Origin of the sequence: Bradyrhizobium sp. cf659, from assembly GCF_900113725.1 — a bacterium.
In the GTDB taxonomy this organism is placed as follows: Bacteria; Pseudomonadota; Alphaproteobacteria; order Rhizobiales; family Xanthobacteraceae; genus Bradyrhizobium.
Genome location: NZ_FOQJ01000011.1, coordinates 118,625 through 140,018, shown reverse-complemented (window position 1 = coordinate 140,018; position 21,394 = coordinate 118,625). Strand labels below are relative to the sequence as shown.

Here is a 21,394-nt window from a genome sequence, read left to right as displayed (position 1 = left end):
GCCCCGTGACGCTTTCTCTCCCTTGTCAGCGGCGTTAATCGGGATCACTATGCAAGCATAGATAGAAATTTATTTGATCTGTTTTTTGGAGGATGTCATGGCCATTGAACGTTATCGCGCCCAGAAGGGCGCCGAGATTTCGCACGCGGTCGCAGCCGCAGCCGCCCGAGGTTACACGATCGAAGTTCATTTCCTGGGCGGACTGACCGCTAAACAAAAGACCGCTTTCAAGCTTGCGGCAAACCGGTGGACCCACGCCATCGTGGGCGACTTGCCTGACGTCACGGTTGGCGGCGAAAGGATCAACAATCTTCGTATCACAGCGCAAGGCACTGACATTGACGGCCCCGGAAATGTTCTCGGCCAGGCGGGGCCGGACCGCTTGCGCCCGAAGAGTGCGGGGGCCGCTGCGTTCCTGCCGGCGACAGGCGACATGCAATTCGACATTGCCGATCTCGCCGCCATGGAAGCCGACGGCACCCTGAACGACGTCATCACGCACGAGATGGGGCATGTGATCGGCATCGGAACGATCTGGACGAACAAGAGATTGTTGAAGGGCGTCCGCACGCACAATCCGACATTCCACGGTGCCAACGCCATGCGCGAATACGGCAAGCTCCGCGGCTCCGCGACGCCTCTCCCCGTTCCCGTCGAAAACAAAGGTGGCGAAGGGACGGTGGATTCGCATTGGCGCGACACTGTTTTCGGCGCAGAATTGATGACCGGCTTCGTCAATGACGGCGGCAATCCGATGAGCCGGTTGACGATCGCCAGCTTGCAGGATCTGGGCTATCAGGTGAACATGGACGTTGCCCAGCCGTATCACCTGCCCAATCATCTCCATATGGCTGAGGCGGGACTTGCGGCCGCGCATGATGAAAAGCCAAGAGGCGTCGTGCTCCCGCGGATTCCGATCACGTTGCCCGACGAGAGTCTCGAACCTTAGGCCAAGGTACCGCCGAACAAGGCTCTGCCGAGCAAGGCTTCTCTTGGAATTCAGGGAAACCGGATCATGGAGGGTATGAAGCGACCGGAAGCGATTGTGCTTCCAGATTCGTCATTGATCCCGTCCGACTGTCTGATCTCGCCTCCGCCCAACCAGTTCACCCACGAGGTGGCGAGATCGCAGCCATTCTATGCCTCGCGCGGCACGCCGAGCGGACCACCGACCGGACAATTCGAGGCGCGAGCCAAGGTCGTTCTGCTCTACCATGATGGCGGAGAGCTTTGTCGGGTTGTCGATGCCGGCGGCCACTATGTCGACACGCGCTTCGACGGCTTGCGCAAGATCTGACGACTGCGTCCGCCGCTTTCAGACCACCTTGCGCTGACGCAGCTCCGCGATCTCGTCGGCGCCGAAGCCGAACTCCTTCAGCACCTCGTCGGTCTGCTCGCCGAATTCCGGCGGCCGCGCTACCATCTTGCTCGGCGTGCGCGACAGCGTCACGGGCTGGCCGATCAGGCGGATATGGCGGTCCTCGTCGTTCGGCACGTCCTGCGCGATGCCGAGATGCCTGACCTGGGCGTCCTCGAACATCTGGTCGATGGCGTAGATCGGCCCGCAGGGCACGCCGGCATCGTTGAGCTCGCGGACCCAGGTCTCGGTCGACTTCGTCACGGTGCGCTTCTCGATCTCGGCGTTGAGCGCGTCGCGGTTCTTGGAGCGGGCAGGGGCCGTCGCATAGTCGGGATGGCTAAAGAGCTCCGGCGCGCCGATCGCCTGGGCGCAGCGCTCCCAGATCCGTCCGCCGGTCGTAGCGATGTTGATGTAGCCGTCCGAGGTCCTGAACACGCCGGTCGGGATGCTGGTCGGGTGGTTGTTGCCGGCCTGCCTGGCGACCTCCTTCTCCATCAGCCAGCGCGCGGCCTGGAAGTCGAGCATGAAGATCTGGGCCTGGAGCAGCGAGGTCTGCACCCACTGGCCCTTGCCCGAGACCTCGCGCTCGAGCAGCGCCGTGAGGATGCCCATGGCGCAGAACAGGCCCGCGGTGAGGTCGGCGACGGGAATGCCGACCCGCATCGGGCCTTCGCCCGGCGCGCCGGTGATCGACATCAGCCCGCCCATGCCCTGCGCGATCTGATCGAAGCCCGGCCGCTTGTGATAGGGGCCGTCCTGGCCGAAGCCGGAGATGCTGCCATAGACGATACGCGGATTGATCGCGGCGAGGCTGTCATAGTCGATGCCGAGCTTCTTCTTCACGTCGGGACGGAAATTCTCGACCACGACATCGGCCTTGGCGGCGAGCCGCTTGAACACGGCGAGACCGCGCTCGTCCTTCAGGTTCAGCGTCATCGCCCGCTTGTTGCGGTGCAAATTCTGGAAATCGGAGCCCCGCCGCGGCCCGCCCGGCTGCTCGCCGCCGGTATCCTCGGTCAGCGCGTCGATCTTGACCACGTTGGCGCCCCAGTCCGCGAGCTGCCGCACGCAGGTGGGCCCGGATCGGACACGGGTCAGATCGAGCACGGTGAAGCGCGAGAGGGCTTCCGAGGCATGCGGAAAGGGCATCTTGAAGGGCTCCGGGACAAATTGCGGGCCTACCATAGTGCCCAACGCTCATGCGACAAGTCTGGGCCGACGCGGATGCCGCCTGTCGAAATGCAGTGCCTGACGGGGTCTGGGCTGGCGCGGCTTGCCGCGCCGCGTGAAAGGGATCAGCGCGGCAGGCGCTTCAGCTCGGCGCGCGCCTGCTCGGCCAGCGGGGCATCGCCGTGGCGCGCAATGAAGAGCTCGAGCGCCTCCCGCGTTCCCGTCCGGCGGGCGGCTTCGTACTCCTCGGCGACCGCGGCGGAAGGATCGCGAGCCATTGGCATGGAGGGGGCGCGGCCCGCCTTGCCGCGGTCCTTGCCGCCGTCCTTGCCGTTTTCATCCGCGTTGGCCTTCACGACCATGACAGGCTGTTCTCCAATGGACAGACGATCCGGCCCGGCGACCACCGCGAGGACGCCGACGAGACCGGCCGAGAAGGAGCCAAGTTTCATGATTCTCCTCTGGAGATCATCAAGCATGCGGAAGCTCGCATCCCGTGCTCGGTCCCGTTTGACTACGGAATGGCCTGGCCCGTATGATTACGGGATTTGATGGCTAGCACAATTTTATGGAAGGGGCCCGCACGCAGGCGCCAAATTTAAGCCAAACGTTTACCTCTGAAGCTAGAATCACACGCCTTCGCCCGAATCGCGCGGGTAGCTCCGGAGAATCCATTGGCCACCGCTGTCACCGTCAGTGCCACCAATAACGCCGAGATCGACGGCCTGCTGTCGGGCGCCAAATGGTCCGGCACGATCACCTACAGCTTTCCGGACTCGCCCAGCGACTACGCCAATCCCTACAGCGGCGGCTACAGTGAGCCGACCACGTCGGGCTTTGCCTCGGCGCCGAGCCAGATGCAGTCGGCGATCAACTACGCGATCGGACTAATCCTCGGCTACACCAACGCCACTATCCAGTACGCAGGGACGAACGGCGCCGACATCATGGTCGCGCAGTCACCTTCGGCCAATCCGACCTCCTACGCCTATTACCCCGGCAACTACGCGTCCGGCGGCGATGTCTGGTTCGGGACTCAGTACAATTACTCGCTTGCCGCGCTCGGCAATTACTATTTCACCACCGCGCTGCACGAGCTCGGCCACGCCCTCGGCCTCAAGCACAGCCAGGAAACGGGCGGCGTCGCCAACGTCGCTGTGCCGAGCGCGCACGACGACAGCGAATACACCGTCATGAGCTATCGCAGCTATGTCGGCGGCTCGACCACGTCCGGCTACACCAACGAGGCGTACGGATTTTCGCAGACCTATATGGCCAACGATATCCTCGCGCTCCAGACGATGTACGGCGCGGACTACACGACCCAGAGCAGCAACACGGTCTACACCTGGAATCCGACCACGGGACAGGAATTCATCAACGGCGTGGGGCAGCTCGCGCCGGGCGGCGGCGTCGGAGGCTCGGCCAATCGCATTTATGAGACGGTCTGGGACGGCGGCGGCGTCGATACCTATGACCTGTCGAACTACACGACGAACCTGAGCATCAACCTCAATCCGGGTGCGGCGTCGGTGTTCTCCTCCGTGCAGCTGGCCAATCTCGGCAATGGCCATTACGCATCGGGCAACGTCTACAACGCCTATCTCTATAATGGCGACGCGCGCTCCTACATCGACAACGCCATCGGCGGGTCCGGCAACGACACGCTGGTGGGCAACGCGATCGCCAACGCGCTGAACGGCGGCGGCGGCAACGACACGATCACGGGGGGCGCGGGCAACGACGCCATCAATGGCGGCGCGGGCACCGACACCGCGGTGTATTCGGGCAGCCGGGCCAACTATCTGATCTCGTACAACGCGACGACCCAGACGTTCACGGTGACCGACCAGCGCAGTGGCGCGCCCGATGGCACCGACACCGTCACCGGCGTCGAAAATTTCCAGTTTGCCGATGGCACGGTCGCCAGCACCAGTCTGATGGCAATCGTGATCGAAGCGCTCGGATCGACCAGCCTGGTGCTGTCCGGCGGCAATTATCACCTGAACAGCATCGCAACCGACACCGGCCCCATCGTGAAATATGCGGGCAATGCGGTGATCGCCGCGAATTGGGGATCGTGGACCGTCATTGCCGCGGAGCAGGTGACGGGCGGCGGCTACGATGTCGTCTGGAGGGATTCGGCGAGCGGCCATTATTCGGTTTGGAGCACGGACAGCGGCGGCAACTTCGTCACGACTCTCGGCTCTGCTCCCGACATGCTGGGGACCGATCCGTCCCTGAAAGCGCTGGAGTCGGTACTGCATCAGGATCTGAACGGCGACGGCACGATCGATGTCCCCGTTGTCCCCGTCACCAGCAGCACGACGATCGAAGCGCTCGGATCGACCAGCCTGGTTTTGTCCGGCGGCAATTACCACCTGAACAGCATCGCTAGCGGCACCGGACCTACCCTGAAATATGCGGGCTCTGCGGTGATCGCCGCGAATTGGGGATCGTGGACCGTCATTGCCGCCGAGCAGGTGACGGGCGGCGGCTACGATGTCGTCTGGAAGCATTCGGCCACCGCCCACTATTCGGTCTGGAGCACGGACAGCAACGGCAACTTCCTCACGACTCTCGGCTCGGCTCCCGAGATGCTGGGGAGCGATCCGGCGCTGAAAGCGCTGGAGCCGACGCTTCATCAGGATCTCAACGGCGACGGCACGATCGATGTGCCCGTTGTTGTCCCCGTCACCAGCGGCACGACGATCGAAGCGTTCGGATCGACCAGCCTGGTTCTATCCGGCGGCAATTATCACCTGAACAGCATCGCCACGGACACCGGCCCCATCCTGAAATATGCGGGCAATGCGGTGATCGCCGCGAATTGGGGATCGTGGTCGGTCATCGGCGCCGAGCAGGTGACGGGCGGCGGCTACGATGCCGTCTGGAGGGATTCGGCGAGCGGCCATTATTCGGTTTGGAGCACCGACAGCAACGGCAACTTCCTCACGACTCTCGGCTCGGCTCCCGAGATGGCGGGGAGCGATCCAGCGCTGAAAGCGCTGGAGCTGACGCTTCATCAGGACCTCAACGGCGACGGCACGATCAGCGGCCCCGTCACCAGCAGCACGACGATCGAAGCGCTCGGATCGACCAGCCTGGTTCTGTCCGGCGGCAATTACCACCTGAACAGCATCGCAACCGGCACCGGCCCCATCCTGAAATATGCGGGCTCTCCGGTGATCGCAGCGGATTGGGGAGCGTGGACGGTCATTGCCGCCGAGCAGGTGACGGGCGGTGGCTACGACGTGGTCTGGAAGCATTCGGGCACCGGCCACTATTCGGTCTGGAGCACGGACAGCACCGGCAACTTCCTCGCAACTCTCGGCTCCGCTCCCGAGATGCTGGGGAGCGATGCAGCGCTGAAGGCACTGGAGCCGACGCTCCATCAGGATCTCAACGGCGACGGCGCCGTCGGCGCAGCGCCTTGGACCGACGGATTCGCGTTCAATTCCGTTCAGGGGGGATCGTCATTCTCCAGCTCGCCGGATGTGCCCGACCCCATGCCCGATTGGGCTGGCGCGCAGGCCACGCCCTCGGTGTCGGCATCCGTCGAGACGCCGACGAATCACGATGCCACGGCGCATGACCTTCTCCACAATGTGCTGAGCCTGGGCTTCCTGCTCGCCTGACGATGCGCGTCTCGTCGCCCGGAACCGGTATGCCCTCAGCGTGCCGCGAGCTCCGACATGGGGGCGCTTCGCGGATTGACGAGTGTACTGCCTGAGATAGCTGGGTGGTCAGTGTGACGGGGCGAAGTCGGGCACTATCGCCATGGTGACATAATGCCCCTGTTTTGCCCGATGTGTCAAAATCGCTTCGTAAAATCCGCAAAGCGCCCGCGGCCGGCGGCTAAGTCATTGACAAAGCTGTATCCGTCTACTTTGCATGGGGTTGTTTTCGCACTTTTTGTGAGATCGGCCTCGGATATGACGATTGTCGCGCGTTTGCTTGCCGGGAAGGATGCGGCTTGACCGACACGCAAACTGACGTGCCCGGCAAGTCCGACGGTGCGAGCGGCGTCGGCCGCGCCCGCCGGCTGGTGCAGGGCTGGTCCGCCAACCTCGTCCAGATGGTGCTGGGGCTGACCCAGCAGCTGTTGCTGATCCCCGCGTTCCTCCACGTCTGGAGCGGCGACATGCTGGCGGCGTGGTTGACGATCTACGCGGCCGGCAGCCTCGTCGTCGTCGCGGACGCAGGATTGCAGCTTCGCGCGATCAACCGCTTTCTCGCCTTCAAGTCCTGCGCCGATTGCGACGGGCGCACGGCGTATTTCTATTCAGCCCTGCTGCGGATCTATCTCGCGATCATTGCGGGGCTCGGTGTCCTCTTGTGCGCGGCCGTTGTCCTGGCGCCGCCATCGGTGGTGCTCGGCTTTCACGCGACGCCGACATTCGATGCCGCGATGCTGGTGATGATTGTGGGCATGCTCCTGACCTTGCCCGCCAACCTCGTCTCCGGCCTCTATCGCGTGCGCGGGCGGTATGGCCGGACGGTCTGGCTGCAAAACGCTGCCCTGCTGCTCGGACAAATCGCGCAGCTCGCTGCACTGGCGACGTTCGGCAGCCTGCTCGCGGTCGCGATCGCCTTCGTGTCGATGCAGCTCCTGTTCGCGGTCTTCCTCGCTGCGTTCGACGCGCCGCGATTGTTTCCGTTCCTGCGCCGTGCCGGCAGGCGGCCATTCGTGTCGCCGTCCCTGCGCTGGAGCATCGGGCAGTTCGGCCGCGCGCTGCCTTTCGCGGTCGCCAATATCACCGAGCTCGCGCTGGTCAACGTTCCGGTGCTGCTCGTGTCCGCGCTGGTCACCAACCGCGTCGCGGTGGCGCAATGGGGCCTGACGCGCGTGATCGCGAGCCTGGTCCGCGGCCTCTGCCTCCAGGTCACGCTGCCGCTTGCCGCCGAGCTCGGCCACGACCATGCGATCGGCGACAAGGAGCGGCTGCGCCGGCTCTACGCCCATGGCTCGGTGTTCGTGACCGCCCTTGCGTGCTTGATCGTCGCGGGCCTGCTGCCGTTCTGGTCCGATTTCTTCGCGCTGTGGACCCATGGCAGCATCCCCTATGACGCGCCGCTCACGGTGACGCTGCTGCTCGGTTCGGCTGCGGTCGCGCCCTCGCTGCTGGCGCTCGGCTTTGCCAACCACAGCAATCGCGGCGAGCTCTTGATCCGGACCAAGGGACTTCAGCTCGTCGTCTTCCTGGTGCTGTCCTTCGTCCTGATCCCGCGGCTCGGACCGCTCGGCGCCGCGCTCGCCGTGGTCGCGAGCGACATGCTGGTCCAGTTCGGTCTGCTCGCATTGATGGTCATGCAGCAGACCCTGCATCATCCGTTCAGGCACATCGCCTTCCTGATGCTGCTGGCCGTTGGCGTCGTGGCGTCGGGCTGGCTGATCGGGCTCGCGATCACCGCGCTCGTGCCGGGGAGCGGGCTCGTGCATTTTATCGTAGAGTGCGCGATCTGGCTGTTCGTGGTGGGCCTGCTCGCAAGTCCGCTTCTGAACGCGGCCGTGCGCGCGCGTTTGCGGGCGCTGGTTCCGGCCTAGCCGGTCGTATTCAACGCGCGGTCAGCGCCAGCCGGTGCTTCAGCCGTTCGAGATGGCGGGCGAATTGCCGATGCCCGGCCTCGGTCTCCCCGGCAAACTGCGCGAGCCGCAGTTGCCCGGCCGTGCGCAGCCGCTCGCGCGTGCCGTCGGTGCGAAGGGCGACGATCGCGTCCGCCAGCGAGCGCGGATCGTCATAGTCGAACAGCAGCGCGGCATCGCCGGCCTGCGCCTTGAAGGCCTCGGGATAGATCACGGGCGTGCCGACCGCCCAGGCCTCCATCGGCGGCAGGTTGGTCGGGCCGAAATAGCTCGGCATCGCCAGCGCCGCGGCGCCGCGGTAGAGCGCGCCGAGCTCTGCGGACTCGACGAAGCCGATGATGGCGATCTGATCCGACAATCCGTAAGTGCGGATCGCGGCGTTGACTTTGTCGCGGCCGCCGCGGTCCGAGCCGCACAGCACCAGCCGTTCGGTGATGCCGCGCTCGCGCAGCAGCGCGAGCGCGGCGAGCAGCGTCATGTGGTTCTTGTGCGGCCAGAACTGCGCTGGATAGAACAGATAGCCCGGCTCGAGCCCGTACTTCGCCAGCACCGCCGCATCATCGGGTGCGTCAGGTGCAGACTGGCTGACATAGGCCGAAGGCGAGAACGGGATGCAGACCGCGCGCTCCCGTTCCATGGCGTAGCGACGGCAGAGATCGTCGATCAGCTCGGGCGCATTGACGATCACGACCGCCGCCTTGGTGCTCGCGAGGCCGAACAGGATCTCGCGGCGCTCGAACTCGCCGAAGGTCCGGACCTCCGGAAACTCGGGCGCGTCGCGATGGCAACCGTCGAAGATCGTGATGATGAAGGGCAACTGGTAGAGCAAGAGGTGCCGCTTCGAGGTCGAGGTGAAGTGCACGACGTCGATGCCGTCGCGGATCAACGCGCGTTCGAACGGCGATCTCAGCTTCAGCGCGATCTGGACGAGATCGAACGGCCCGCAATATTTCAGGAACAGGAAGGCATAATCGAGCACGCCGAACTTGAGCAGGCGGGCCGCGACGCCGAATTCCTTCAGGATGTCCAGCGTCTTCGGATAGGGCGAGTACACCACGATCTCGTTGCCGGAGGCGGCCGCCCAGTCGCGCAGCCAGAGCAAATCGTTGAGCGGCTGCTGAAAGCCGCCACCGACCTCGAGCGCCTGCTCCAGCATGACGGCGAGCCGCAGGGGTCTCACGGCGTGCCGCTCTTTCTGGCGACCGCGTAGGCGGCCCAGCTCTTCGTGTGCGGTGCGTCCTGTGTCAGCCAGGCGGCGTGGACGGCGGGCCGAAAGCCGCTCGCCTCGAGCGCCGCATCGATCTCGAACGGAAACCAGTAGCGCAGGTGGTGCGCTTCCTCGACACGCCGGATCGTGGCACGATCCGTGTCCTCGCAGAACAACGTGTAGTTCACGGTGACGGTCGCGGCCTGCTCGTCGTGGTCGGATTGCGCGATGCGGGTGAGGCGCAGCGGCTTCTGCTCGATCACCTTGACCCTGGTCTCGACGCCCTGCGCCAGCACGGCGCCGCCGTACCAATAGTCGAAGAAGAACACGCCGCCGGGCTTCAATGCGGCGTGCGCGGTGCGAAACATGGCCGCCAGCGCATCGCGGCTGGTCTGGTAGCTCGCGACGTGGAACAGCGACACCACCGCGTCGTAGTCGCGCTCGGGACCAGCTTCACGGGCATCGCCCTGCCGGAACGGAATCGAAAGGCCGGCCTGCTCGGCGCGGGCCTTGGCACTCGCGATCATTTCGTGGCTGAGATCGATGCCGGCAACGGTCCAGCCCTCGCGCGCGAAGGCGAGCGCATGCAGGCCGGTGCCGCAGCCGAGATCGAGCAGCCTGCCCGAGGCGACGCCGTGGTCGCGCAGTCGCGCTTCGACGAATGCCGTCTCCGCCGCGTAGTCCTTGTCCCGGTAGAGGAGATCGTACCAGGGCGCGTATTCGGCGAACACCGTCACGCCAAAATCTCCTTCAGCGCCTGCGCGGACCGCGCGATCTCGTCGTCGGTCAAGGCAAGGCCGCTCGGCAGGTAAAAACCGCGGCGGGCGATGTATTCCGCGTTCGGATGGGATTCGTCGCGCATCAGTCCCATCCGGCGCAGCACCGGCTGCTCGTGCATGCACCAGAAGAACGGCCGCGTTCCGATGCCTTTTTCGCCGAGGCGGCGCATCGCTTCCTTGGCGTCGAACGGCACGTCGTCGTTCAGCACGATGCCGTAGACCCAGTAGATGTTGTCGGCATAGCCGGTGCGGGCAACCGGGCGGCGGATGCGGTTGAGGCCCGCAAGATGCTCGTCATAGAGCCGGCCGATCCGGCGCTTGATCTCGACCGTGCGCGGCAGGCGCTCGACCTGGGCGACGCCGAGCGCGGCCTGGAGGTTGGTCATGCGCGCGTTCCAGCCGAGCTCCTCGTGGACGAAACGCTGCTGCGGCTGGAAGCAGAGATTGCGCAGGCCTTGCAGGCGGTCGGCGAGCGCGTCGTCGTCGGTGAGGATCATGCCGCCTTCACCGGTCGTGACGTGCTTGTTGGGATAGAAGCTGAAGGTCGAGACGTCGCCGAAGCCGCCGCATGGCGCGCCGCGATAGGTCTGGCCGTGCATCTCGGCAGCGTCCTCGATCACCTTCAGGCCGTGCTTGCGTGCGAGCGCCAGGATCGGATCGAGATCGACCGGCAGGCCGTAGATGTGAACCAGCATGATCGCGCGCGTGCGCGGCGTGATTGCGGCTTCGACGCCCTCGGCCGTCATGTTCCAGGTCGCGGCGTCGCAGTCGACACCGACAGGCACGAGGCCGGCGCGGACGATCGCGGCAGCGCAGCTGATGATCGTGAAAGTCGGGATGATGACCTCGGAGCCTTGCTCGAGGCCGAGCGCATGCACGGCGATGTCGAGCGCGACCGAGCCGTTGGTCACCGCGATGCCGTGGCGCCGGCCTGCAACCTCGGCCATCGCCTGCTCGAAGCGCTTGATGAACGGTCCTTCCGACGAGATCCATCCGGTCCGGATACATTCGGCGAGATAGTCGGCCTCGTTGCCGTCGAGCAGCGGCGTGTTGACGGGAATGAACGGCGCAGTCACTGGCCCGGGCCCTTGATCCGGATTTCGGACCGGGAGACTTCGGCAAACCGCGTCTTGTCGTCTTCGCCGGAATAGGGACCCTGCTTGATCTCGAACATCTCGAGCGGTTCGAGCACATGGAAGCCGTGGGCGCCGCTGCAGAGCAGGATGATGTCGCCGGCACCGAGCACGCGGCTTTCGAGATAGTTCTCCTCCACGGTGTAGAAATCGACCTGGAGCTTGCCCTTCTGGATCAGGAGCGCTTCCTGGGTGTAGTGCACCTCACGCGTCACCTTGTTGTGGCGATGCGGCTCGATGCTCTTGCCCTTCGGATGGCTCATATAGGCGAGCTGCTGCGACAGTTCCGGCGACGAGAAGAAATGGATACCCGGCTCGCGGAACGAGGCGCGCACGATGATCGCGTAGAGCTGGTCGCCGAATCGAACATGTTCGACGTGTTCCATCCTGAGCCTCGAAAAAAACGCTGTAATTAGAGTGACATAACGGTCTCGCTGCGCACTTTGGCCATTTTGGCCGGGACCGTCAAGGGCGGACGGACGATGGCAATCGTCATGCCGGCCGGCCGGGATTTAACCGACGAAGGCCAGGATCTCCTCGACGCGCCGGCGGAAGGTATGGGCCGCAAAGGTCCTGGCCTGTCCCGCCTTCGCGATGTACAGGCGCGCCGCGTCGTCGGCGAGATAGCGTTCGATCTGCGCAAGGCAGTCCTCGACCGTGCGCCATGCCGCGACCTCGCGTTCGGGCGCGAACAGCGTATCCAGGTTGTCCTTGAAGTCGGTGAGCAGGAAGGCGCCGACGCCGGTCGCTTCGAACAGCCGCGCATTGCCGGCCTCGCGGCCGGCCATGTCGATGTGCGAGTTGAGCGTAACGCGCGAGGCGCGCAGCGCCTGGTACATCTCCACGCCCCAGACCTCGCCCTGGTAGCAGCGGTGCAGCGGCGAGGAGGCCGGAAGGGTGTGCAGGCCGCTGCCGAACAGTTTGAGATCGTAGCGCCGTGCCACAGCCTCGAGCTGCGCGACGCGGAGCTGGTGATCCGCCGAGACCGCGCCGACGAAGGTGACGTCGAAATTCTGCGAGGGCGACGGAGGCAGGGTGTCGAGGATCGTGGGCTCGAAGGCGAGATGGACGACCTCGGCGCGTGCACCGTGCTGGCGGAAGAAGTCCACCACCGCCGCCATCTGCGAGATCATGAGGTCGTAGACCGACCAGTCCTCGCCGCGCGAGGGCGAGATGCCGACCTGGCCGATCAGGATCGGGCGGCCGATCTGCTTGATCCGGCGTGCAAGGCGCGTGTCGACGTGAAACAGATCCTGGTTGAGGACGAGATCGGGTTTGAAGTCCTCGACCTGCGCCAGCAGGATAGTTTCGGCTTCCGCGTCGAGACGCGGGCTGAGGCCGACCTTGCGCGCGAGCGGTCTCAGCACCGGCTTGAACGGCGCGACCGCGCGTTGCAGCCAGCCGGGAACGGCATCGCGCGCGGCCGGCGCGCCGGGCGGCGGCGGCTCGGTGACGGCAAGGCCATGCTCACGTGCCCAGGCTGCCCGCATCCAGGGATTGTTGACATGGATGTCGGCGGCGACGTGCCCGAGGCCGGCGAAATTGCGCGAGTAGAAATCGGCGACGCCGAACAGGCTGGCGTTCCGCGCCGCCATCTGCGCCGCATAGGGCTCGTTCTCGAGACCCGGCCGGCGCCGGTAGAGCCAGGAGAGGAAGCGAGGATAGTCGGCGTTGAGGATCAGGATGCGCACGGCGTCACGACTTCGGTTCGAACAGGCTGCGGGGCATCACGTACCAGAGCAGGAACAGGATCGCGATGCCGTGGGTGAGCATGGCAACCGAGAGCGGCACGTTGAGCAGGACGTGCGGCAGCACGCCTGATGACATCAGGACGAAGCGGGCCGGAAGTCCTGCGGAGGCACGGTTGCCGAGCGCCAGGATGAAGCCCGATGCGAGCGCCGTCAAAGGCGCGAGATAGAGGCCGACCGATGCGACCCCTTCGGTCGCAAACAGCGACGCATTCAGGTTGCCGAGGTCGTAGGCCTCCTGCATCACGACCGCCAGCGGCGCCTGGTAGGGACAATGCGTCAGCGGCTTGAGGACGGATATCTGGCAGAACCAGGTCAGCGGGTGGCTCGAGAAGAAATTGTTGTAGATGTCGAGGGCGCTGGATGCGGTCGCCATCATCCGGATGTTGACGAGGTCGAAATACTTGCCGGGAATGCTGTTGATGGAGGCGCCCGTCAGAACGATCAGGATGAGGCCAAGGAGCATCGGGACGAAGATCGAAGCGATGGCTGAAGTCCTCGCCTCCAGGAGGCGCGAGAGCACGGCCAGTACGATCAGCCAGGCGGGTGTGAAGAAAGCGAACTTCGTCAGCGTGATCGGGTAAAACAACAGGAGCAGGATCAGCACCAGGCCGGCGCGCCAGCGATGGCCGAGCAGCCAGTAGCAGGCGAAGGCGAACGGCAGCAGCGTGCTGGAGACCCAGCCGATGAGATATCGCACCGGGCCGGGAAAATCGAGCGCGCTACGGTAGTCGTAGATGTTCGCGATCGCGACCAGGCGGAAATTGTAGGTCGAGGCGACGGCAATGGTGCCGATGGAGATCACCAGGATAGCCGTGAGCAGATGCTCGAAGCCGGCATTCGACAATGTGATGAGCTGCCGCAGCGGCGCCCTGACGAACAGCACGGGCAGCAGGAAGAGCACCAGCGCCAACGCCGCCGAGATGCCCGCGAGCAATTGCGGGTAGCTGTAGTACGAGAACACGTCGATCCACAGGAAGCCGAGGATCATCGTGTAGAAATAGAACCCGGCGAAATAGCCGAAGCTGAAGCGGGCGACGACGAACAGCAGCGAAACGACGGAGAAGCCGAGCGCAACGATGACCGCGATCCAGACCCGCTCCGCGCTGAAGCTGATATAGTACTGGAAGGTCGCGACCTTGATCAGCGACAGGCAGGCGACGGCGCTGTGCAGCAGCACCAGGAGCGTCAGCGCAGCCTTCGAGTCCAGCCGCGACCGCAGGTCCCTGATGATGCCGGACGGTTCGCTCATGGCGGATAGGCTCGCTGCGGACGAGGGGAGTTGCGAGCGGATCAGGCGATTTCGAGCGAGTGCTTGAAATAGGCGATGGTCTCCTTCAAGCCGTCCTCGAGCGCGACCTTCGGCTCCCAGTTCAGCGCCGCCTTCGCCTTGGTAAGGTCGGGCTGGCGCTGGCGCGGGTCGTCCTGCGGCAGCGGCTTGAACACCAGCTTGGAGCGCGATCCCGTGAGCTCGATGACTTTCTCGGCGAGCTCGCGGATGGTGAACTCGTGATTGTTGCCGATGTTGATGGGGCCGGTGATGTCTTCCTTCGTCACCATCAGCCGCATGATGGCTTCGACGAGATCGTCGACATAGCAGAACGAGCGGGTCTGCCCGCCGTCGCCGAACACGCTGATCGGCTCGCCCTTGAGCGCCTGGACGATGAAGGACGACACCACGCGGCCGTCATTGGGCTGCATGCGCGGGCCGTAGGTGTTGAAGATGCGCGCAACCTTGATCGGCAGGCCGTGCTGACGCCAGTAGTCGAAGAACAGCGTCTCGGCGCAGCGCTTGCCCTCGTCGTAGCAGGAGCGGATGCCGATCGGGTTGACGTTGCCCCAATAATCCTCGGTCTGGGGATGGATCAGTGGATCGCCATAGACCTCGCTGGTCGAGGCCTGGAAGATGCGCGCCTTCAGCCGCTTGGCAAGGCCCAGCATGTTGATGGCGCCGTGCACCGAGGTCTTGGTGGTCTGCACGGGGTCGCGCTGGTAGTGGATCGGCGAAGCCGGGCAGGCCAGGTTGAAGATCGCGTCCACCTCGATGTAGAGCGGGAAGGTGACGTCGTGCCTGACCGCCTCGAACAGCGGATTTGCGATCAGATGGGCGATGTTGCGCCGGCTGCCGGTGAAATAATTGTCCGCGGACACCACCTCGGCCCCGGCATCGAGCAGCCGCTCGCAGATGTGCGATCCGATGAAGCCGGCGCCTCCGGTCACGAGGATGCGGCTGTTCTTGTAGCTTTCAAACGGCATGATCGGTTCCAGATTGTCCGCGGCGGGCGCGGGCTGAGTGGTATCGGCAACGGCCGGACTCGCCAATAGCCAAGTGGCCTTGGGCCGAGGTATTTAACTACCTCTACTGTGCATGGGGTTGTTTTCGCCATTTTTCAGACGGGTGGGCAGGGCGCCCGGCGCCGAGGCTAGAATTCCCGCCGCTTCAGCCAGGCCCGCGCGCCCCAATGGGCAAAACACCAGGCCGACCTGATCAGGGAGAGGTGCTCGACATTGCGGTAGATCTGCCAGACCCATTTGGCCGAGCGCGCCGGGCGGCTGGAGACCGAGGAGCCCCTGACGCGGTAGCGGGCAAGGTCCTCGTCGAGGCCGTACGCGGTGTGGCCGCGCTTGAGGATCGAGAGCCATAGGCAGAAATCGTCATAACCCTCGTTCTTCATCGCGATGGGACCCGCGATCTCGCGGTCGACCATCGCGGTCAGCGTCGCGATCGCGGTGTTTTTCAGGAGCTGACCATAGGTGAGTGAGGCCGGCACGGAGATCAGGCGTCCGGTGAGCGTGTTGGCCTCGTTGATGCGGCGGAAGGCGGTGTAGCTGAGGGCGGCCTGCTTCTCCCGAGCGAAGGCGAGCTGCCGCTCGAGCTTTTCGGGCAGCCACAGATCGTCACTGTCGAGGAAGGCGAGGTAGCGGCCCTGCGCCCGGTCGATCGCGGCCTGTCGCGCCAGCGCCGGGCCGCCGTTCCTGGCCTGCCGGATCAGCTTGACGCGAGGATCGCGCTCGCCAATCGCCGCGATGATCTCCGGTGTCCGGTCAGTCGAGCAGTCGTCGGCGATCAGGAGCTCCCAATCGGCAAAGGTCTGGCTCTGCACCGAGCGGATCGTCTCCTCGATCAGGCCTTCGACGTTCCAGGATGGTGTGATGATCGAGACGAGCGGCATGGCGGGTCCGTTCAATTCACGCGGGCGGGCTCGGCGATCGCGGCGCGCAAGGAGGCCGCGAACGTATCGAGCAGTTTGGGATCGCTGATATAGAGCTCGCCCGGGAACGACTTGCGCCACGCCGATTCGAAATAGGGCGCGCCCCTGGCCGGATCGAACGGCCCCACGCGCAGCGCCTCGCGCAGCCGCGCGGGCACGTCCGCCAGCCGATCGATCGCGTAGACCAGCGGGCAGGAGCGGTAGAACGCATCGCCCATCACCACGACCGGCTTGCCGAGCAGCAATGCTTCAGCGCCCGACTTGCTGTTGACGGAGATGACCGCATCGGCGCGGCTCAGCACGGTGTAATTGTTGGTCTGCGGCGGCAGCAGCACGAAATTGTCGAACCGGCGCGCCAGCTCGAACAGGCGGTCGGCCGAGATCGCGCCGATCTGGGCGGGATGTTCCTTGACCACCAGCACATGCGAGTCCGGGATCGTCCGCAGCAGGAAGTCGACGGTCGCGACCTGGTCGAGATAGTCGGGCGAGCGCAGCGTCAGCGCCATGTCGGCCGGAACGTGGAACGGATAGTAGACGAAGGGCACGTCCGGGATCGGCTTGTAGAGCTTGCGCAGCCGCGTCGCGTTGAGCGCCATCGCAGCGTGCACGCGGGCGTGGCGTAGATTGTGCCCGAACTCCTGATGCTTGCCGAGCGCGAACTGGTCCCACAGCTTTTCGGTGAGGCGGCGGGCGTTGCGCAGGTTCACGACCTTCTTGAAGGCCGCCGAGTAATGGTGCTGATCCTTCTTGGGGATGACGATCGCGCGCTGTGTCAGCGTATCGTCCAGATAGGCCCGCACCTCGGGGGACGTCGTATCCGCCGGCGCCGGCATCACGTCGGGCGCGGCGAGGCTGTCGGGCGTAAAATACATCCGGCCGCGAAAGAACGACGGTTCGATGAACCAGTTGCGGATGTTGCGACGCCTCGCGGCGTAGAAGCTCGCGATGACGGAGAGAAAGCCGCCCAGCTCCTGGACCAGCTCGACGGACCTGCCCTGCGCCTCCAGGCGGTCGAGCAACGCCTCCATGGCGTTGGCATAGATCATGAAGCGCCGGCGCAAAGCGGCAGTATCCCTGATACCGAAAGCAAAACGCTCATGGCTGAACAGGAAATTGGTCCCGTCGAGGCCGTAAGCGGCGACGCGCGCGTCGAACGCCCGGCGATCGTCGGGCGAGGGGCCGGCCTTGAGGCCCTCGCGGTACATGTTCGTGACGGGCACGCCCTCGGCCGCCGACATCTCGGCGCTGCGGTCGTCGAAGGCGAGCAACTCGACGTCCTGGCCCGCCGCGCGCAGCCGCTGTGCGACCGGAATCCAGAACCGGGTCTGGTATTCGGCAAGGGTGGTGATGAGAATGGTTTTTGCAGATGTGGCCATGAGTCTATCGGGCGGGTTCGATGGCTATGCTCGCGAGCGGCAGGCCCGTCGTCGCGCAGTGCGCACGTCTTGCCGTGAATTGCGCCGGGCTCGCGCGATCATGGGTCCCGATACGCTGAAGCAGGGTGTTGACGAAGATCGGCTCGATCCGCTTGTCGCGCCGGGCTGGATTGAACCAGCTGCGCAGCCGCTCCGTGACGGCCGATCCGAGCACGGCGCTGGCGGCGCCCTTGACGATCTGGCCGATGCTCGGCTTGTCGCGCGTGCCCTTCACGGTCGCCAGCAACGAGACGTAGGGCCGGCGCGAGCCTGCGGTGCGGGTCAGGACATCGGCGACGCGTTCGGCGGCCAGTCCATCGTTGAGATGGAAGAAAGCCTCGATATCGGCAGCGTGAACGCGTGCGAAATCGAAGGTCTCGGTCTCGCGCTCGATGTGATCGATCGCGCCGAGCAATTCCTCGAACGAGGCGACCGACCGGCTCACGCGCGCGGGCAGCGCGGCGTGTCCGGCGGTCGTCGGTGTGTTCAGGTAGTCGAGCTGGAGCGGAAGCTTTCCGAGCAGGACCGATTCGACGGCCGTGCCACAGTTGAGGTGAACGACTGCGGCCGCATTGCGGATGCGGTCGAGCACGCTGCCGGTGCCGTCGACCAGGACGTTGGCGTGGCGCGAGAGCGCGTTGCGATAGACGTCCTCGCTCTCGAAAGGATGCGGACGCACGAGGATGTTGCGGTCGGGCCGCGCCGCGGCGAGCCGGTCGATCTCGGCGAGATAGTTGCTGAAGACCTGCTTCAGGTCCGCGATGAAGCGATCGACATAGGCACCGTCCCAGCCGGCCCGCACCATGGCCTCGCGCTCACCGCCCGGCTTACCCGTAAAGCGTGAATTGATCAGCGGGAAGTTGGCGTTGACGAGCAGATAGCCGCGCGGCTCGCCGTCGAGAAGCGCGCGCCAGCGCGGGGCCGCAAAGTCGAAGCGCGGGCATCCGGTGAGGTGCAGCTGCTCCGGCTTCATGGTTTCCGCCGCCAGGAAGGCATCGTGGAGCCGGCTGCCCCAGAAGAAATAGCCGGCCAGGATGGCGGCGTAGCCACTTTGCCTGATGTGTGCGGCCATCGCCGGCGGCGAGTTGCCACCCGTCTCCGCAAGCACGCCGCCTTCGGTGTCGAGCACGTACAGCGCGAGGCCGGCCTTGGCGAAGCTGCGCATCAGGTCGAGATTGACCGGCCGCGCGTAGTTGACGACCAGCGCATCGAGCCCGAGCCGCGGGACATCGACTGCCTGCTCATACATCGGCACCAGCATGACAGAGACGCCACGCCGCGCGAGCTGATAACCGAGCATGACCGCCCCCGGCAGGTCACGCTTGGGGTGATCGACCACCAGGCCTATGCGCACCGTTCGCGTCTCCTCGTGGACTCAACCAAGGCGGTCATAGGTCTCCCGAACATGCTGGGCGAAATAGAGAGCTAGGTCGAGGCCCAGCCGAAGCGATGGCCCAGTTCCGCGAAGATCGCCCGTTGGCGCTCTTCCAGAACGAGGAAATATTGCAGGGACCAGCTCACGACGCAAAATGCGGCGATCGCAAGCCCAAGTCCCCAGAAGCCGTCGATGGCGACGTAGTCGGCAAGCTTGAGCAGCAGCAGGCTGACGACCGCGAGAATGACGGCTTGGGCGAGAAGTGCTCTGAGGAGGCGGTGGGAGTCAAGCTGCAACCCGCGGCTCACGGCGCCGATCTGCAACGGTAGAATCGCGGCGTTGCCGACCACCTGCCCGAGGATCAGCGCGCGCTCATCGAACATGTGCAGCGTCGCAACCGCCACCACGGCCCAGACCGCCAGTTGATAGATCATCAGCCGGTTCAGGCGCGATTGCACGTCAGTGCGTGTCAGGAACATGACGTTGCCAAACGCGAGGTACTGAGCGCAGATCGGCACCACGAAGCTCAGGCCCATCCAGACCGCGTAAGGAGCCATCTGCGGCCCGATCCATGCCTGCATGATCTCGGGCGACAGCACGGCGGCCGCCATCAGCGGCGGCACCGTGAACATCGGCAGGATGACGAGGCCGAACTCGCCGAGCCGCTGGAAGGCGTCGGCGTTGCCGCGCTCGTCCAGACGGCTCGCCACCGGCAGCAGCGCCGACGTCAGCAGGCCGACGACGACCTTGGAGACCCGCGATAGCCGGACCACGGTGTCGTACACGCCGACGCCCTTGGGTCCGAACAACAGGCCGACGAGGAAGGGTTGGACCGGCAGCGCGAGGCCGCCGGTCAGCTTGCCCTGCGCGAACAGCGCGCAGCGGTGGAACAACTCGCGCCGGATCGGCGCGTCCCACATCGCGAGCCGGACCTTGCGCACGACGGCGACGAAGGCCGCGATGAACACCAGACATGCACGCGTCAGGGTGCTGGCGAGATAAATATAGGCCACGACTTCGAACGAAGCCGCGGCATTGGAGGCCCAGATCGTGCCGGCGACATAGATGATGGTGGAGCCCACCTCCGCCAGCCGCAGCACGTTGTAGCGCTCAAAGCCCTTGACGATGCCTTCCCAGACCAGCGCCGGGATCAGCACCAGATTGGCCAGCGCGGTGTAGCGCAGGATCTGCGAGAACCGATCGACATGGACGGGATCGACGCGGAGCGCGATGCTGAGATAGGGCGCGCTGATCCAGATCGCGACGGCAAGAAGCGCGCCGAGGCCGGCGGCCATCGCGGTCAACAGCGCAAGCTGCTGGCCAGCGCGGTGCCAATTGCGGTGCTCGCGTGCGCGCGCCACCGCCTGCGTCGTGACCTCGGACAGGCCGAGATCGAGCAGGCCCATCATGCCGCTCGGCAGCAGGATGCGCGCCAGCACGATGAGGCCGAACTCGGTCACGCCCCAGGTCCGGATGATGACGGGAATGACAATCAGCCCGAGCACGGCCGCGACCCCGAAGGCCGCGCTGGAGATCACCGTATTGCGGATCAGCTGTTTGAGCATGCGCTGCTGCTTACCACGCGCTCAGTCCGCCATCGACCGCGATGTTCTGGCCGGTCACGTAGGACGCAGCATCCGACACCAGGAACAGCATCGTCCCCACCATCTCGTCCGCACGGGCCATGCGGCCGAGCGGAATGCGGGCACCGTAACGCTGCTTGAAGGTCTCGTTCTGTCCGCTCTCGACCCCGCCCGGGGTGAGCGTGTTGACGCGGACGCCTTTGGCTGCCCAGTAGGTCGCAAGGTGCTTGGTCAGGCCGATGACGCCGGCCTTGGACGCGGTGTAGACCGCCGGCGTATTGATGGCGCGGCCGAGATATTCGGAGCCTTCGTAGATGCGCTGGTCGGGGGCCATCAGGCCGTAGATCGAGGCGGTCTGCACGATGGCGCCATAGCCGTGCTCGGCCATTCGGCCGCCGAACACCTGCGCGACGTTGAACATGCCGTCGAGATTGACCGCCATGATCTCCCGCCAGATATCCTGCGAATATTCTTCGACGGGCGCGAAGAAGGCGTCGACATCGCGGGTCTTGCTCGCGGCGTTGTTGAGCAGGATCGAGACCGGTCCGAGGTCGGCTTCGATCGCATCGGCGGTGTCGCGCACGGAGCTGGGCTCGGTGATGTCGCAGCCATAGCCTCTGGCGCGGACGGAGTGGCGTGAGGTGAGGTCGGCTGCCGCCGCATCGGTCGCGGCCTGATCGAGATCGACGATCGCCACATTGGCGCCGAACTCGGCGAGGCCTTCGGCAAAGCGGCGTCCGAGGATGCCGCATCCGCCGGTGATGACGGCCGTGCGGCCGGTCAGATCGAACAGAGCCTTGAAGCTCGTGGTCATCGCTTGGCCTC

Annotated in this window: 18 protein-coding genes; 4 read left to right on the top strand and 14 right to left on the bottom strand. The window is 65.1% G+C overall.

What is annotated here, in order from left to right:
- Nucleotides 1–97: 97 nt before the first annotated feature.
- Together BM118_RS32390 and BM118_RS32385 are read left to right on the top strand one after the other, a co-directional pair.
- Nucleotides 98–949 (top strand): leishmanolysin-related zinc metalloendopeptidase, encoded by an 852-nt coding sequence (locus tag BM118_RS32390; protein ID WP_092190917.1) that lies wholly within the window; start codon nt 98–100, stop codon nt 947–949.
- Nucleotides 950–1,063: 114 nt separating this feature from the next.
- Nucleotides 1,064–1,297 (top strand): hypothetical protein, encoded by a 234-nt coding sequence (locus tag BM118_RS32385; RefSeq protein WP_244550288.1) that lies wholly within the window; start codon nt 1,064–1,066, stop codon nt 1,295–1,297.
- 18 nt (nt 1,298–1,315) lie between these two features.
- Here BM118_RS32385 and BM118_RS32380 read toward each other — a convergent pair whose 3' ends face one another.
- The gene (locus BM118_RS32380; RefSeq protein WP_177234891.1) at nt 1,316–2,509 is read right to left on the bottom strand and encodes a CaiB/BaiF CoA transferase family protein; all 1,194 of its coding nucleotides are present in this window, start codon (nt 2,507–2,509) and stop codon (nt 1,316–1,318) included.
- Between the two features lie 146 nt (nt 2,510–2,655).
- Nucleotides 2,656–2,982, bottom strand: coding sequence for a hypothetical protein (locus BM118_RS32375; RefSeq protein ID WP_092190913.1), 327 nt, complete (start codon nt 2,980–2,982; stop codon nt 2,656–2,658).
- 222 nt (nt 2,983–3,204) lie between these two features.
- Here BM118_RS32375 and BM118_RS32370 point away from each other — a divergent pair, with 222 nt between their 5' ends.
- Together BM118_RS32370 and BM118_RS32365 are read left to right on the top strand one after the other, a co-directional pair.
- Nucleotides 3,205–6,168 (top strand): M10 family metallopeptidase C-terminal domain-containing protein, encoded by a 2,964-nt coding sequence (locus BM118_RS32370; RefSeq protein WP_092190911.1) that lies wholly within the window; start codon nt 3,205–3,207, stop codon nt 6,166–6,168.
- A 338-nt stretch (nt 6,169–6,506) separates the two neighbouring features.
- The gene (locus BM118_RS32365; RefSeq protein ID WP_092190909.1) at nt 6,507–8,078 is read left to right on the top strand and encodes an MATE family efflux transporter; all 1,572 of its coding nucleotides are present in this window, start codon (nt 6,507–6,509) and stop codon (nt 8,076–8,078) included.
- A gap of 10 nt (nt 8,079–8,088) precedes the next feature.
- Here the strand turns inward: BM118_RS32365 and BM118_RS32360 are convergent, their stop codons facing one another.
- From BM118_RS32360 to BM118_RS32305, 12 genes are all read right to left on the bottom strand, one after another.
- Nucleotides 8,089–9,297 (bottom strand): glycosyltransferase, encoded by a 1,209-nt coding sequence (locus BM118_RS32360; RefSeq protein ID WP_092190907.1) that lies wholly within the window; start codon nt 9,295–9,297, stop codon nt 8,089–8,091.
- The gene (locus BM118_RS32355; RefSeq protein ID WP_092190905.1) at nt 9,294–10,061 is read right to left on the bottom strand and encodes a class I SAM-dependent DNA methyltransferase; all 768 of its coding nucleotides are present in this window, start codon (nt 10,059–10,061) and stop codon (nt 9,294–9,296) included. Before BM118_RS32355 ends, BM118_RS32360 begins: the two co-directional genes overlap by 4 nt.
- On the bottom strand, nt 10,058–11,179 hold the full coding sequence (locus BM118_RS32350) for a DegT/DnrJ/EryC1/StrS family aminotransferase (RefSeq protein WP_092190903.1): 1,122 nt from the start codon (nt 11,177–11,179) through the stop codon (nt 10,058–10,060). Before BM118_RS32350 ends, BM118_RS32355 begins: the two co-directional genes overlap by 4 nt.
- Complete coding sequence (locus BM118_RS32345; RefSeq protein ID WP_027545045.1) at nt 11,176–11,622, bottom strand: cupin domain-containing protein; 447 nt, start codon at nt 11,620–11,622, stop codon at nt 11,176–11,178. The genes BM118_RS32350 and BM118_RS32345 overlap by 4 nt, the downstream gene beginning before the upstream one ends.
- Nucleotides 11,623–11,748: 126 nt before the next feature.
- Nucleotides 11,749–12,927, bottom strand: a complete 1,179-nt coding sequence (locus tag BM118_RS32340) for a CgeB family protein (RefSeq protein WP_092190901.1) — start codon at nt 12,925–12,927, stop codon at nt 11,749–11,751.
- A gap of 4 nt (nt 12,928–12,931) precedes the next feature.
- The gene (locus BM118_RS32335) at nt 12,932–14,236 is read right to left on the bottom strand and encodes a hypothetical protein (RefSeq protein ID WP_092190899.1); all 1,305 of its coding nucleotides are present in this window, start codon (nt 14,234–14,236) and stop codon (nt 12,932–12,934) included.
- Nucleotides 14,237–14,277: 41 nt separating this feature from the next.
- On the bottom strand, nt 14,278–15,240 hold the full coding sequence (locus BM118_RS32330) for a UDP-glucuronic acid decarboxylase family protein (RefSeq protein ID WP_092191154.1): 963 nt from the start codon (nt 15,238–15,240) through the stop codon (nt 14,278–14,280).
- 167 nt (nt 15,241–15,407) lie between these two features.
- Nucleotides 15,408–16,157, bottom strand: a complete 750-nt coding sequence (locus BM118_RS32325) for a glycosyltransferase family 2 protein (protein WP_092191152.1) — start codon at nt 16,155–16,157, stop codon at nt 15,408–15,410.
- An 11-nt stretch (nt 16,158–16,168) separates the two neighbouring features.
- Nucleotides 16,169–17,572 carry a capsular polysaccharide export protein, LipB/KpsS family gene (locus tag BM118_RS32320; RefSeq protein WP_092190897.1) on the bottom strand — a complete coding sequence of 468 codons (1,404 nt, stop codon included), beginning with the start codon at nt 17,570–17,572 and terminating at the stop codon, nt 16,169–16,171.
- Between the two features lie 4 nt (nt 17,573–17,576).
- The gene (locus tag BM118_RS32315; RefSeq protein WP_177234890.1) at nt 17,577–18,965 is read right to left on the bottom strand and encodes a surface carbohydrate biosynthesis protein; all 1,389 of its coding nucleotides are present in this window, start codon (nt 18,963–18,965) and stop codon (nt 17,577–17,579) included.
- 71 nt (nt 18,966–19,036) lie between these two features.
- On the bottom strand, nt 19,037–20,551 hold the full coding sequence (locus BM118_RS32310; RefSeq protein ID WP_092190893.1) for an MATE family efflux transporter: 1,515 nt from the start codon (nt 20,549–20,551) through the stop codon (nt 19,037–19,039).
- 10 nt (nt 20,552–20,561) lie between these two features.
- Nucleotides 20,562–21,383: an SDR family oxidoreductase gene (locus tag BM118_RS32305; RefSeq protein ID WP_092190891.1), complete on the bottom strand. Its 822-nt coding sequence runs from the start codon at nt 21,381–21,383 to the stop codon at nt 20,562–20,564.
- Nucleotides 21,384–21,394 lie beyond the last annotated feature (11 nt).